Origin of the sequence: Mycobacterium sp. ITM-2016-00318 (genome assembly GCF_002968285.2) — a bacterium.
Classification (GTDB): domain Bacteria; phylum Actinomycetota; class Actinomycetes; order Mycobacteriales; family Mycobacteriaceae; genus Mycobacterium.
Window position 1 is genome coordinate 4,822,484 of sequence record NZ_CP134400.1, and the last position, 13,711, is coordinate 4,836,194.

The 13,711-nt window shown below is 63.7% G+C and carries 13 protein-coding genes; 7 read left to right on the forward strand and 6 right to left on the reverse strand.

All coding sequences use genetic code 11. The features are described 5' to 3' along the window. The first annotated feature begins 95 nt into the window (after positions 1-95). From C6A82_RS27020 to C6A82_RS23720, 3 genes are all read left to right on the forward strand, one after another. Complete coding sequence (locus C6A82_RS27020; protein ID WP_396836835.1) at positions 96-1,406, forward strand: histone H1-like repetitive region-containing protein; 1,311 nt, start codon at positions 96-98, stop codon at positions 1,404-1,406. A 745-nt stretch (positions 1,407-2,151) separates the two neighbouring features. After that, the gene (locus tag C6A82_RS23715; protein ID WP_233216700.1) at positions 2,152-2,946 is read left to right on the forward strand and encodes a DUF4389 domain-containing protein; all 795 of its coding nucleotides are present in this window, start codon (positions 2,152-2,154) and stop codon (positions 2,944-2,946) included. Positions 2,947-3,352: 406 nt separating this feature from the next. Next, positions 3,353-4,096 carry a hypothetical protein gene (locus C6A82_RS23720; protein WP_311101506.1) on the forward strand — a complete coding sequence of 248 codons (744 nt, stop codon included), beginning with the start codon at positions 3,353-3,355 and terminating at the stop codon, positions 4,094-4,096. Between the two features lie 118 nt (positions 4,097-4,214). Here the strand turns inward: C6A82_RS23720 and C6A82_RS23725 are convergent, their stop codons facing one another. From C6A82_RS23725 to C6A82_RS23750, 6 genes are read right to left on the reverse strand one after another with little or no spacing between them, the layout of a single operon-like run. After that, a complete protein-coding gene (locus tag C6A82_RS23725; protein WP_105341476.1) occupies positions 4,215-5,381 on the reverse strand; it encodes a lipid-transfer protein in 1,167 nt (388 codons plus the stop codon). Continuing rightward, positions 5,378-5,776, reverse strand: a complete 399-nt coding sequence (locus C6A82_RS23730) for a MaoC family dehydratase (RefSeq protein ID WP_142405818.1) — start codon at positions 5,774-5,776, stop codon at positions 5,378-5,380. Before C6A82_RS23730 ends, C6A82_RS23725 begins: the two co-directional genes overlap by 4 nt. 11 nt (positions 5,777-5,787) lie before the next feature. Then, a complete protein-coding gene (locus C6A82_RS23735; RefSeq protein ID WP_396836836.1) occupies positions 5,788-6,753 on the reverse strand; it encodes a bifunctional MaoC family dehydratase N-terminal/OB-fold nucleic acid binding domain-containing protein in 966 nt (321 codons plus the stop codon). Positions 6,754-6,794: 41 nt separating this feature from the next. Then, positions 6,795-7,958 carry an acyl-CoA dehydrogenase FadE29 gene (gene fadE29, locus C6A82_RS23740; RefSeq protein WP_311101507.1) on the reverse strand — a complete coding sequence of 388 codons (1,164 nt, stop codon included), beginning with the start codon at positions 7,956-7,958 and terminating at the stop codon, positions 6,795-6,797. Next, positions 7,943-8,959: an acyl-CoA dehydrogenase family protein gene (locus C6A82_RS23745; RefSeq protein WP_105342434.1), complete on the reverse strand. Its 1,017-nt coding sequence runs from the start codon at positions 8,957-8,959 to the stop codon at positions 7,943-7,945. Before C6A82_RS23745 ends, fadE29 begins: the two co-directional genes overlap by 16 nt. A 27-nt stretch (positions 8,960-8,986) precedes the next feature. Further along, on the reverse strand, positions 8,987-10,234 hold the full coding sequence (locus C6A82_RS23750; RefSeq protein WP_105342437.1) for a cytochrome P450: 1,248 nt from the start codon (positions 10,232-10,234) through the stop codon (positions 8,987-8,989). 120 nt (positions 10,235-10,354) lie between these two features. On the opposite strand from C6A82_RS23750, the gene C6A82_RS23755 reads away from it, so the two are divergent. The 4 genes from C6A82_RS23755 to C6A82_RS23770 are packed head-to-tail and all read left to right on the forward strand — an operon-like array spanning position 10,355 to position 13,699. Next, entirely contained in the window at positions 10,355-11,518 is a 1,164-nt protein-coding gene (locus tag C6A82_RS23755) for a steroid 3-ketoacyl-CoA thiolase (RefSeq protein ID WP_105342438.1), read from the forward strand. Beyond that, positions 11,518-11,907, forward strand: a complete 390-nt coding sequence (locus C6A82_RS23760) for a nuclear transport factor 2 family protein (RefSeq protein ID WP_233216772.1) — start codon at positions 11,518-11,520, stop codon at positions 11,905-11,907. The genes C6A82_RS23755 and C6A82_RS23760 overlap by 1 nt, the downstream gene beginning before the upstream one ends. A gap of 55 nt (positions 11,908-11,962) precedes the next feature. Further along, positions 11,963-12,961: a hypothetical protein gene (locus C6A82_RS23765; protein WP_158261593.1), complete on the forward strand. Its 999-nt coding sequence runs from the start codon at positions 11,963-11,965 to the stop codon at positions 12,959-12,961. A gap of 18 nt (positions 12,962-12,979) precedes the next feature. Continuing rightward, on the forward strand, positions 12,980-13,699 hold the full coding sequence (locus C6A82_RS23770; protein ID WP_105342442.1) for a hypothetical protein: 720 nt from the start codon (positions 12,980-12,982) through the stop codon (positions 13,697-13,699). Positions 13,700-13,711: the final 12 nt, after the last annotated feature.

Sequence of the window (13,711 nt, forward strand, 5' to 3'; positions counted from 1 at the left end):
CCCGGATGGCCGTTGTTTTCCCCGAAGATGAAATTGGTGAACGGTTCCACGAAGCTGCCGAATGAGAAGCCGCCGAGGAAGCCACCGAACGGGTCATCTGGCTCGTTACCCGGGGTGTCGTTGCCCGGGGTGTCGTTGCCCGGAGTGTCACCGCCCGGGGTGTCGTTGCCCGGAGTGTCACCGCCCGGGGTGTCGTTGCCCGGAGTGTCACCGCCCGGGGTGTCGTTGCCCGGAGTGTCACCGCCCGGGGTGTCGTTGCCCGGAGTGTCACCGCCCGGGGTGTCGTTGCCCGGAGTGTCACCGCCCGGGGTGTCGTTGCCCGGGGTGTCACCGCCCGGGGTGTCGTTGCCCGGGGTGTCACCGCCCGGGGTGTCGTTGCCCGGAGTGTCACCGCCCGGGGTGTCGTTGCCCGGAGTGTCACCGCCCGGGGTGTCGTTGCCCGGAGTGTCGTTGCCCGGAGTGTCGTTGCCCGGGGTGTCGTTGCCCGGAGTGTCACCGCCCGGGGTGTCGTTGCCCGGAGTGTCACCGCCCGGGGTGTCGTTGCCCGGGGTGTCGTTGCCCGGGGTGTCACCGCCCGGGGTGTCGTTGCCCGGGGTGTCGTTGCCCGGGGTGTCGTTGCCCGGAGTGTCACCGCCCGGGGTGTCGTTGCCCGGGGTGTCACCGCCCGGGGTGTCGTTGCCCGGGGTGTCGTTGCCCGGGGTGTCGTTGCCCGGGGTGTCGTTGCCCGGAGTGTCGTTGCCCGGGGTGTCGTTGCCCGGAGTGTCGTTGCCCGGGGTGTCACCGCCCGGGGTGTCACCGCCCGGGGTGTCCGGCTTGCCCTTCTCGACCGGGGCGCCGTTAATCAAGACAAGTGGGGGTTCGTTATTACCGCTCTTTGTGCTCGAACCGCCGCCACCGGGATTGCCCGCAATTCCAGTGATGGCATCTCTGATCTTCTGCCCGATGCCTGGGCCGGCGTCAGTGCCACCTGTGGCGCCGCCATCAGTGCCGCTCTCCTCGCCCTCGGTCGTGAGCTGAATCTGCGAGGGATAAACGGGGCTATCCGGCAGCGCGTAATACGCGACGACGCCCAGAACCAACGCGATCGTCATGAAGGCGCTACTCAAGGTATGCGTGATCCGCGACGATGGTCGCTTCACAGCGCGACGATGCTGTCCGCGCTTGGTCGGCTCTGCACCGGCGCGGGAAAGAAATTTCGGGTCCGACATCAGCCGGCCTCCTCCTTGCTGTTGGGCAAACCTTCGGTTCACCGCGAAAATTATTTAGTTGTAGAGGCTTTCGTGCGTCTGATAGACGACTGGCCTGGTGAATTCCAACTGCTTAAGCGTGCGATCTGTGGCGTTGCGCGACCGCGGCAGCACTTGGGCCAGCCTCGGTTGACCCGAGACATGGAGGAGCTCGGGTGATGTCCCTTGCCTCGCTCACGTCGGACGCTGAAGTTCCGACGGAAGCACCTTTGCTATGCAGAGGCATCAGCCCCACCTTCCCGCTTCCGCGCACCCCCACGCGAATTAAAGCTTAAAGACAGCTGAGAAACTATCGCTTTGCTGAGCAATGTGTCAAGGATCACACCGATATCCTGAAGCGAAGTCGTATTGACGGACAGATTTATCGTCGCGACAGTCCCCGGTTATGAAACCCGGCAAAGCCCTCCTAGGAGTCACTGACAACAACTGCGGTCACAATAAATCGGCCGTCGCCAGTTGACTGTCGAAAATTGACCGGAGGCAGTCGCTGCAGGTGACGCGCATGTCTGGGCAGGTGGGGGTTCGTTAATGGGCTGGGCCGTCCGAGTAGGTGCGCGGCGTCAATTCACGATCATTAAGCTAGTGTCTCTAAGCGCTAGAGCTTAGACCGAGCAACGTGCCCGTGTTGGAGACGACGCACACGTTGAACCAGTTCGGTGAAACCATGTGGTGGCAGCAGCAACTGTGGTATACGAAACTAGCCCTTGTCATAGAGATTGCTGCCCCTGGGGTGGTCGAACAATGACGCACCCGTCCTCGCTCGGTCGTCCGCCACCGTGGTGCTGAGCAATAACTTGGTTGGTTTGCGGCGATGATGCCTGTACCGGCGTGTCGGTGCATCGAACTGCAGTACCTTCAATACTTTGACGCTCGAGTGGCTCGACTACCGACGAAAGGCCAGGACGTGACGAGGTCCAGTGACATCTCGGCTTATCCAGTGCGGGTCCGAGGAGACCTCGACACATCGGTGACTCGGTGGTTGTGGTTGGTGAAGTGGCTGCTGGCCATACCGCATTGGGTCGTACTAATTTTCCTGAACATCGCGTACTTCGTGGTGACCATCATCGCCTTCTTCGCGATACTCTTCACCACCCGGTACCCACGAGCCCTGTTCGACTTCAACGTGGGCGTACTACGGTGGCAATGGCGGGTGGATTTCTACACCTACTCGGCGCTCGGCACCGACAAGTACCCGCCGTTTACGCTCCGCAGCGTTGATTACCCGGCCGATCTTGACGTTGATTATCCCGAGCAGCTGTCGCGTGGGCTGGTCGTGGTGAAGTGGTGGCTGCTGGCGATCCCGCACTATCTGATCGTCTTGGCTTTCCTCTTGCCAGTGTTGCGGTTCATCTTTCGTCCGGGCGGATTCAGTCTCTCGCTGCTTGTCCTATTGGTGGTCATCTCCGCGATAGCGCTCCTGTTCAACGGGCGCTACCCGCCCGGGCTGTTCGACCTCATCGTCGGCATCGACCGCTGGGTGCTTCGCGTGAGGGCATATGCGTCACTCATGTGCGACGAATATCCTCCCTTCCGGTTGGACCAAGGTCCACGCGAACCGCACGAAGCTATAACTACGGGATTGGACTCGCCTCCGGAGCGCGGTGAAGCTGTCGCAACCGAGCCCAACGCGCCTACTGGCCTGCCTGAGGCGGCCAAGCGGGGCACCGAGAATGAACCTAGGCACAGAGTGGACAGCTAGCTGGTCCGCGCCGACGGTTGTCATGAGATCGCGCACTCGTGCCGTGGATTCACCGGTCTGGACCGCCGGTGCACCTCGAGGTCCTCGCGTCAGGCGATGCAGCCTTGACGGCGATCGAATTTGCTTCCACGATCGAGATCGAATGGGGTAGGAAATGGCGGCCGTGGCTCGTGTGGTGATTGCAATATTGCTTGTCTTCCCAATACTCGTCGGCTGCTTCTCTTTCGGGAACCGCTCCAACTCCCCGACAAACGCAACAGGCAGTTCCGATCCACAGCTCGACGGACTTTATGAAGTGGCATTTCCTGAGGGAGGTGCCATGCGAAACGGCCAACCTTGGGAAGACCCTAAGGCTCCGTACAGCGCAGGATGGGCTTTCCGTTCAACCTGCTCAGACGACGGTTGCGTGGCGACGGGATCTCTCCTGAAGGACAGAACCTCTCCGCCGGCCCAGCAGATGGTTTTCGACTTCGTCGACGGCCGATGGTTGGGTGTATCGGACACGAATTCCACCACCTGTGAAGTGAAGTCGACCGGGGAGTCCAAGACTGCGCAGGTCTGGTTCGTTATCTCGCTCAAACCGCATCAGGATGGAACGCTGTCAGGCACGGCATACAACATTGTCACCGACGCCTGCAGAACCGTCCTTCAGTGGCAAATAACCGCAACTAGGAGGGGAGAGAATCCCGAGGGCGTGACGATCGCAGATCCGACGAGCCAACCGCCACTCGTTTCCTCACCCGCCCAATCGTTCCGCGGCCGCTACGTGGCGGCATTCAAAGATCAACCTCACCAGCCCACGGGCACGTGGACACCGAACAATCACTGCCTGCGGACGGGCGAGCGCTGCGTGACGCTCGTCGATATTGCTCCTGACCCGTCAACCGGCAAGGTTCCTTACATCGACGAATTCGTTTATGTCGATGGCCAATGGACGGGGATCAAACCGGGTGGCGGCCCACAACCCTGTGGTGAGGGAACGAGCGAAAAGAGCTCCGGTGCGACTGGTTCCGTCAAGTTCGCGTTGCCGCCCCCCCCCGTACCGGACCCGATTCAGTCGCTGACGCTGGCATATAGCTTGGAAAGAGTTGGCGGTGACTGTCCTGGCACCGCGGAGAGGACGTCAATCCTGAACCGCATAGGTGACTGACGACGATATTCTCCCGAACCCTCTCGCCACCGGGTCATTCGAACGACACTGCAGGATCCAGTCGTGCGAACGCGCCGCCCGTCGACGTGCGGTGTCGGTCGAGATTCTGTTCGAGCGGTCAGCCCAAGATCAGCCCGGACGTCGGAACGCCCGTGCCCGCCGTCACCAGTACATGTTCGACATCTGGCACCGGGTTGACCGACGAGCCGCGCAACTGCCGCACACCTTCTGCGATCCCGTTCATCCCGTGAATGTAGGCCTCGCCGAGCTGACCCCCGTGCGTGTTGATGGGCAACCTGCCACCGACTTCGACCGCGCCGTCGGCGATGAAATCCTTGGCGTCGCCCTTCCCACAGAAGCCGAGCTCCTCCAGCTGAATCAGCGTGAAGGGCGTGAAGTGGTCGTACAGGATCGCCGTCTGGATGTCGGTCGGATTCAGCCCGGACTGTTCCCACAGCTGCCTGCCGACCAAACCCATTTCGGGCAGCCCCAATTCGGGCCGGTAATAGCTCACCATCGAGTACTGATCCGGGCTGGCACCCTGCGACGCAGCCTCGATCACCGCGGGCCGGTGCTTGAGGTCCTTCGCCCGCTCCGCCGACGTGATCACGAGCGCTACGCCGCCGTCGGTCTCCTGGCAGCAGTCGAGCAGCCGCAGCGGCTCGGCGATCCACCGCGAGTTCTGGTGGTCCTCAATGGTTATCGGCTTCTCGTAGAAATACGCTTTCGGGTTCTTGGCGGCGTGCTTGCGATCAGCGACCGAAACGGCGCCGAAATCCCTGCTTGTCGCCCCAGAGAGATGCATGTACCGCCGGGCGATCATCGCCACCTGTGCCGCCGGTGTGGACAGGCCGTGCGGGTAGGAGAACGAGTTGTCGACGCCGGTCGAATCGGCGTTCTCGACCAGCCGCATCTGCACCTGGCCGAACCGCTGACCCGATCTCTCGTTGAACGCGCGATAGGCGACAACGCAATCCGCAACACCAGTCGCGACGGCGATCGCCGCCTGCTGCACCGTCGCGCAGGCCGCCCCACCACCGTGGTGGATCTTCGAGAAGAACTTGAGCTCACCGATGCCGGTGGCCCGCGCGATCGCGACCTCGGTATTGGAGTCCATCGTGAACGTGACCATGCCGTCGACATCCGCGGGCGTCAGCCCGGCGTCGTCGAGCGCGTCGAGCACCGCTTCTGAGGCGAGGCGAAGCTCGCTGCGGCCCGAGTTCTTCGAGAAGTCGGTGGCGCCGATCCCGACGATCGCTGCCTTGCCGCTCAACGGGCCGCTCATGCATCTCCGATCGTCAGCGTCGAGGTGGCGATCACATGGTCGCCGAGGCTGTTGCTGCCAACGACTTTCACCGTGATCAACCCGTCGGATACATCCGTCACCTCGCCCTTGAACGTCACCGTGTCGTACGCGTACCACGGCACTCCGAGCCGCAGCTTGATCGACTTCACGATCGCCGTCGGGCCCGCCCAGTCGGTGACGAACCGCTGCACCAGCCCGGTGTCGGTGAGGATGTTGACGAAGATGTCCTTGGAACCCTTCGCCTGCGCCTTGTCACGGTCGTGGTGGACATCCTGGTAGTCACGGGTGGCGATCGCCGTCGACACGATGAACGTCGGGTCGCCGTACAGCGACAGCTCCGGCAGCTTCGTGCCGACCGCCGGGTTGGACGGAATTTTGGCTGCGCTCACGCGTCCGGCTCCCAGGCGTACAAGGTCCATGCCGGTCCATTGTCCCCTTGGGGGAAGTCGATATACGTTGCGCGCACGGGCATTCCGATCTCCACGGTGGACGGGTCGGCGCCGCGGAGCTCACCGAGCATCCGGACCCCTTCCTCGAGTTCGACGAGTGCGATCACAAACGGCAGAGTGCGTCCGGGCACCTTCGGCGCATGGTGCACCACGAAACTGAACACCGTGCCCTTGCCACTGGCGACGAGATAATCGGAAGGCGCCACATCGTCTTTGTGGTCCTTCCACAGCGCGGGCACCGGCGGGTGCTGCAGGCCGCCTCCAGCACTCGGGCCACGCTTCTGGATGCGCAACTCGTGGGCGTTCACACCGTCCCAGAAAAACTTGGTGTCGCGCGAGGAGGCCGGTCGCATCATCGAGTCCGCGTCGAGATCCTCGGGCACCGGTGTGCTCTCCGGCTGGTCGGCATCGGCGGGCCTGAACTTCAGGATGCGCCAGTCCATTTCGGCGACATCCCCGTCGCACACCTGCCACGTGATCTTCTGGCTGATGAAATAGCCCTCACCGAGCGCGGTGTTTTTCGGGCCGACGACGTCGGTCAGTTCGGCGACGACGCTGACGTCCTCACCGGGCCGCAGATAGCGGTGGTAGGTCTGGTCGCAGTTGGTCGCTACGACGCCGACGAACCCTGCGCTGTCGAACAACTCCATGATCGGGCCGATCGGGTCGTCACCGGGACGGTGGCCGCCCAAGCCCATCATCGTCCACACCTGGATCATCGCAGGCGGTGCGACGATTCCAGGATGTCCCGCTGCCTTGGCCGCCGCCTCGTCGCCGTAGATCTGGTTGTCATCGCCGATGGCGTCGACCCAATGCCGGATCATCGGCTGATTCACCGGATCTCGACCGACCCGCGCCTTGCTCGGCCCCGCTGCCTTGATCTCGTCGACGGTCTTGTGAATCTCCTCTGCCGTGTACTCTTCGCGCGAGCGCTCATCGCCAATCACCTGGGAACCCTCGGCACCTTCAGGCCTGCAGCCGCGATCATCTCGCGCATCACCTCGTTCACACCGCCCCCGAAGGTGATGACCAAATTCCGCTTCGTCTGGCTGTCCAACCACTCGAGCAGTTCGGCGGTGTCCGGGTCGGCCGGGTTACCGTGCGCGCCGACGATCTCCTCAGCCAGGCGGCCCGCATACTGAATGCGCTCGGTGCCGAATACTTTCGTTGCCGCCGCGTCGGCGACATCGATGTTCTCGCCGGACGCCGCGACCTGCCAGTTGAGCAGTTCGTTGATGCGCCACATCGCCTTGAGCTCGCCGAGCGACCTCTTGACGTCGTCGTGGTCGATCGGGGTGTCGCCGTTGCTACCCGGCTTGGAAGCCCATGCATGGATGCGGTGGTAAAGCGCCGCGAATCGGCCTGCGGGCCCCAACATCACCCGCTCGTTGTTGAGTTGGGTGGTGATCAGCCGCCAGCCGGCGTTCTCCTCGCCGACGAGCATGTCGGCAGGAACCCGGACGTCGTTGTAGTACGTGGCGTTGGTGTGGTGTGCACCATCGGACAGGATCATCGGTGTCCACGAATAGCCGGGGTCGGAGGTATCGACGATGAGCATCGAAATGCCCTTGTGTTTGGCGGCATCCGGATCGGTGCGGCAGGCCAGCCACACGTAGTCAGCATCGTGGCCACCGGTGGTGAACACCTTCTGGCCGTTCACGATGTATTCGTCACCGTGACGCACTGCGGTGGTGCGCAGCGAGGCGAGGTCAGTGCCTGCCTCCGGTTCGGTGTAGCCGATCGCGAAGTGAATCTCACCGGCGAGAATGCCGGGCAGGAACTTCTTCTTCTGCAGCTCGGTGCCGTACTGCTGCAGGGTCGGGCCGACGGTCTGCAGCGTCACCGCGGGCAACGGCACGTCGGCGCGGTGTGCCTCGTTGACGAAGATCGACTGCTCGATCGGGCCTAAGCCCAGGCCACCGAACTCCTTTGGCCATCCGACGCCGAGCTTGCCGTCGCTTCCCATCCGCTTGATCACCGCACGGTAAGCCTTGCCGTGGCGATTCTTCTCCATCTCCGCGGCCTCTTCTGCGGAGATGAGGTTCGAGAAGTATTCCCGCAGTTCGGCTTGCAGCTGCCTCTGTTCGGGGGTCAGTTCGATGTACATAGCTCTCCCACCAGGTCGAGGCGGTGTGACGGGCCGCCGACAAGGCGGGCCAGATCCTTGATCGTCGAGTAATAACGGTCCATCGGATAGGCGATGTCCATGCCCATGCCGCCGTGTAAGTGGTGGCACAGCTGCATCACCGGCGGCGCCTGCGAGGCAAGCCAATAGCCGAGAACGTCGAGATCCTCCTCGGCGTCGCACCCTTCAGATAGTCGCCACACCACCGAGTTGGCGGCCAATGTCAGTGTGCGCGAGGCGATGTAAACCTCAGCAAGCTGTGCGGCCACCGTCTGAAATGTCGACAACGGCTTGCCGAACTGCTCGCGGGTGGCGACATAGTCTGCGGTCAGCCGCAGCGCACCGGCAACCAGGCCTGCGGCGTATGCGCCGGTGGTCGCGAGCGCCGACTGGTTGACCCGCTTCGCCTGCGCACCGTCCAACACGTCGTCGTCGGGAACGGCGATGTCGGAGAACGTCACCGCATACTCCTCCGAGTGGTTTGATGTCGGGGTCTGCGTGACCTGCACACCGCCGGCTCGCGCATCCACGACCACCACCCCGGTGTCTGCTGTCACGACGATCCAATCCGCTTGTCCTGCATACGGAACGCCGATCTTTGTGCCGTTGAGCCTGCCGCCCGCCAGCACAACCGCGGGCTTGTCGGGCAGCGCGGCGCCCGGCTCGTTGAGGGCCAGCGTCACGATCGAACCCTTCGCGACACCGGCCAGGTGACGATCCTGCTGCGCCTCAGACGCCAGGTCCAGCAGTACCGCGGTGGCGCCGAGTACGGCCAACGCCGGGCCCGTGGTGCCGTGCCTGCCGACTTCCGACAGTGCCGCGGCCAACTCCGGGAGGCCGACACCGTCGCCGCCGATGCGCTCCGGCGCACCGAACGCCGTCACCCCTCCCGCGACCAATGCGTCCCAGCTGTTGTCACGCTCCAGAACCGAGGTGACGACGTCGGCGACAGCTTGCTGCCGTTCGTCCGGGCTGAAGTCCACCGGAATCCTCCTTGATTCGCCTGCGGGTCAGTGAGCGACCGGGCACTTGCCGGTGTAATCCACTTGCCAGTGCTTGATGCCGTTGAGCCATCCTGACATGAGCCGCTCCGGCTCACCGATGGGCTTGAGGTCAGGCATGTGGTCGGCCACGGCATTGAAGATCAGATTGATGGTCATCTTGGCCAGGTTGGCGCCGATGCAGTAGTGCGCGCCGGTGCCGCCGAAGCCGACGTGGGGATTCGGGTCGCGCATGATGTTGAACGTGTGCGGGTCGGTGAAGACCTCTTCGTCGAAATTGGCTGAGCGATAAGACATCACAACTCGCTCGCCCTTCTTGATCTTCACGCCGCCCAACTCGGTGTCGGACAGCGCGGTGCGCTGGAACGCCGAAACCGGCGTCGCCCAGCGGACGATCTCGTCAGCCGCGGTCTCGGGACGTTCCGTCTTGTACAGCTCCCACTGATCGGGGTTCTGTGAGAACGCGATCATGCCGTGGGTGATGGAGTTACGCGTGGTCTCATTGCCTGCGACGGCGAGCATCACGACGAAGAAGCCGAACTCGTCGTCGGAGAGCTTCTCGCCCTCGATGTCCGCCTCGATGAGGGTAGTGACGATGTCATCGGCCGGGTTCTTCGCCCGCTCCTCTGCCATCTGCATCGCGTACTGGATCAGTTCGAACGAGGACACCGCAGGGTCGATGTCGGCGTACTCAGGGTCCTCACCCGCGGTCATCTCATTGGACCAGCGGAAGAGCTTGTCCCGGTCCTCCTGCGGAACGCCGAGCAGGTCGGCGATCGCCTGAAGCGGGAGCTCGCAGGACACCTGCTCGACGAAATCCCCCGACCCCTCGGCCGCTGCGGTCTCGGCGATCTTCTGAGCCCGGTTGCGCAGTTCCTCCTCGAGCCGTCCGACGGCTCGCGGGGTGAAGCCACGCGAAATGATCTTGCGCAGCCTGGTGTGCTGTGGCGCGTCCATGTTCAACAGGACGGCCCTCTGCAGGTCGATTGCCTCGCGGGTCATCCCCTGCGGCCAGGTCGGAATCGCGCCGTCGGGCGAGCTGCCGAAGACGTCGTTGCGCTTGGAGACCTCTTTGACGTCGGCGTGCTTGGTAACCAGCCAATAGCCCTTGTCGCCGAACCCTCCGGTGCCGCCGGGCACGTCGACCCAGTGGATAGGCTCGGACTTGCGGAGCTCAGCGAGCTCCTCGACAGGCAGACGCTCGAGGTTCAGTGTGGCGTCGAGGAAGTCGAAGTCGGGCGAGATGGGGCATGGCATAACAAGGGCTCCTCAATTGCAACGTGTTCTAGTGCCAGTAAAACATGCCTTCTGCGCAGATCAAAGACTCGGCGGCGACGCAGCTTGTCAGACTAATGAAACGTGTTCTAGCCTGGCGGAATGGGTAACCCGGTAATCGTTGAAGCCACCCGCAGCCCGATCGGCAAGCGCAATGGATGGCTGTCAGGTCTACATCCGACCGAGCTCCTCGGCGCGGTACAGAGGGCTGTCGTGGAGAAGGCCGGCATCGACGCCGGTGAGGTCGAGCAGGTCATCGGCGGGTGCGTGACTCAGTTCGCCGCGCAGTCCAACAACATCAGCCGGGTCGCATGGCTGGTCGCGGGGTTGCCCGAGCACGTCGGCGCCACCACCGTGGATTGCCAGTGCGGCAGCGGCCAACAGGCCAACCACCTGATCGCCGGGCTCATCGCGGCGGGCGCGATCGACGTAGGCGTCGCATGCGGTATCGAGGCGATGAGTGCGATCGGCCTCGGCGCCAACGCGGGACCCGACCGCTCGGTGCTGCGTCCGTCGTCGTGGGACATCGACCTACCCGACCAGTTCACCGCCGCCGAGCGGATCGCCAAGCGCCGCGGCATCACCCGCGACGACATCGACGAGTGGGGTTTCCAGTCGCAGGCCAGGGCCAAGCAGGCCTGGGCCGAGGGCCGGTTCGACCGCGAGATCAGTCCCATCGAGGCGCCGGTGCTCGACGAGCAGAAGCAGCCGACGTCCGAGCGCGCCTTCGTGACCCGTGACCAAGGGCTGCGCGACACCACCAAGGAAGGCCTCGCGTCGCTGAAACCGGTGATCGACGGCGGCATCCACACCGCCGGCACGTCGTCGCAGATCTCCGACGGCGCCGCCGCGGTGCTGTGGATGGACGAGGACAAGGCGAAGGCGCTGGGGCTGCGGCCGAGGGCGCGGATCATCAGCCAGGCTCTCGTCGGCGCCGAGCCGTACTACCACCTCGACGGGCCGGTGCAGTCAACCACGAAGGTGCTCGAGAAGGCCGGGATGAAGATGGGCGACATCGACATCACCGAGATCAACGAGGCCTTCGCCTCCGTCGTGCTGTCGTGGGCCCGGGTACACAACCCCGATATGGACAAGGTGAACGTCAACGGCGGAGCCATCGCGCTGGGCCATCCCGTCGGCAGCACCGGCAGCAGGCTCATCACCACCGCGTTGCACGAGCTGGAGCGCACGGACCAGAGCACCGCTCTGGTCACCATGTGTGCAGGCGGCGCACTGTCCACCGGCACCATCATCGAGCGCATCTAGTGGCCGAAACCCGGGTGCGCACCGAGGCCGAGCGGATCGCGGCCGCTCAGGCCTACATCGACGCGTTGGTGAGCCACGACGCGAACGACGTGCCGTTCGCGCCCGACTGCACGCGGATCGAATTCGGTGTCAAGACCGGGTTCTCGGGAGATCACCTGCGGCGCAGCCTCAACGGCGGCCCGCAGTACCGCGTCATCGCGTCGGCGACCCCTCCGGAGTTCAGCATCGACGGCGACCGGGTGAGGGCGCGCTTCGACTTGACGACGAAGCCGTCGTTCGCCGGCAGGCGGGTGGGCGCTCACGTCGACGAGACGTTCGTGATTCCGGCGCAGGACGGGCAAATCCACCACATCAGGGCGATCGTCCGGCCGTTCCTGATCACCTCCTGAGTTTTAGTTCCGGCAAACGTCTGACCCGTGGCGCTCGGTACGCCAGACTCGTGCCATGCGATTAATCTCTGTTGCTGCGGGGTTGGCGGGCGTTGCTCTGGTCGTGTCGTGTTCGACCGGTGATGAAACGAAGTCGTCATCCGAATCGAAAACGTCAGCCCGACCGAAATTCGATGGCCTCTATGAAGTCCAGACCGACTTGTCCAAGCGCAAGGTCAATTTCGCGCCAGATCCGAGCAATGAGAAGAAGCCGTTCAAGTTGGCGGTGCGTTCGGCGTGTGCCGCCGACAACGAATGCACTGCAACGGCGCTCACGCTCGGCGACGACATGAAAGAGGTGCCCAACACCGGATTATTGGTCTTCGATCTCGTCGACGGGCACTGGCTGAGCGTGAAGGAGGTCTCCGACGGATCGTGTCAGCTCAACCCGGATCTGAGGACGGTGAAGGCTCCCTACTTCAGTATCTGGAATGTCGAAGCGAAGGACGACGGACCGATGACCGGCCAGGGTCTGTACGTCGGCACGAACGACTGCATGAACATCTCCGACGTCCCGGCCACGTTCACCCGCACAGGCGATGTACCGGCCGACGTGACCTTGCCCGACCCGGCTTCTCAGCCGAAGCGTGTCACCTCGCCCGCCGCAGGATTACGCGGAAAGTACTCCGGCTCCATGGTCACCGCCGATCAGCCCGACTGGAAATTCAGCCAGGTCTGGGAGGCGGATACCCACTGCCTGCGTACCGGCGTCAAGTGCCTGACGACGGTCGCGTTGACCCAGAGGGACGAAAACCAGCCCGGCAGCAGCACAGCATTTCCGGCCGACTACATCTTCGAGAATGGTCGGTGGACGGGCGGTACGGCCTCGGGGCCCATTGAATGCGCGGAAGGTAAGGGTCGGACCACGAAATCGATCACGGGCACGTTCGCGTTGCCGAGCGCGCCCGTGCCGAACCCGATCACCAACGTGGTCGTCGATCAAGCCACGACCCTCGGCGATCCGTGCGCAAGTACCATCAACAGCCAGATCACTCTTAACCGAATAGGTGATTGATTGGCTTGGGGCCGCGACATGAGCGACCTGCACTTCTATTTCGACCCTGTCTGTCCATTCGCGTGGATGACAAGCAAGTGGGTGCGAATGGTCGCCGAACAACGCGACTATCAGGTGGACTGGCGTTTCATTTCACTACGAATCCTCAACACGCACATCGATTATGACGCGCACTTCCCACCGGAGTACGAGGCCGGGCATACATCCGGCCTGAAACTTCTGCGAGTCGCGGCACGGACACGGGCCGAACACGGCCGCAATGCCGTCGGCCCACTCTACGAGGCGATCGGCACGCGCATCTTCGACACGTCGCGCGAAGTCGACCCGCTGTCGGGTGCCGACCAAGGCGCCAGGCGCGTACTCGAGCCGTTGCTACGCAATACCGGGCTGCCCGTGGATCTCGCGGACGCCCTCGATGACCCCTCGTGGGATGACGAGATTCGGGCCGAGACAGACGAAGCGCTCGCGTTGACCGGTCGCGACGTCGGGACTCCGATCCTGCACTTCAACCCGCCCGACGGCACGGCGTTCTTCGGGCCGGTGATAAGCAGGCTGCCGAGCGTCGGGGATGCCGGGCGACTGTGGGACCACGTGATCGGGCTGGCCGAGTTCGGCGGCTTCGCGGAGCTCAAGCGCAGCCTGCGGGAGCGTCCGCAGCTGGCCAGTTTCGGGGCGGACACCGAATCGATTGGCAAGCAGGAGGACTGGCACGGCGGAAGCCGTCGCCTCAAGAAATAGTTTGCGACGGCC

Excerpts from the sequence above, each read along its gene's own strand:
- C6A82_RS23725 (WP_105341476.1), bottom strand. The coding sequence starts at position 5,381 with ATGAGCGGCCCGTTGAGCGGCAAGGCAGCGATCGTCGGGATCGGCGCC.
- fadE29 (WP_311101507.1), bottom strand. The coding sequence starts at position 7,958 with ATGTACATCGAACTGACCCCCGAACAGAGGCAGCTGCAAGCCGAACTG.
- C6A82_RS23750 (WP_105342437.1), bottom strand. The coding sequence starts at position 10,234 with ATGCCATGCCCCATCTCGCCCGACTTCGACTTCCTCGACGCCACACTG.
- C6A82_RS23755 (WP_105342438.1), top strand. The coding sequence starts at position 10,355 with ATGGGTAACCCGGTAATCGTTGAAGCCACCCGCAGCCCGATCGGCAAG.
- C6A82_RS23765 (WP_158261593.1), top strand. The coding sequence starts at position 11,963 with ATGCGATTAATCTCTGTTGCTGCGGGGTTGGCGGGCGTTGCTCTGGTC.
- C6A82_RS23770 (WP_105342442.1), top strand. The coding sequence starts at position 12,980 with ATGAGCGACCTGCACTTCTATTTCGACCCTGTCTGTCCATTCGCGTGG.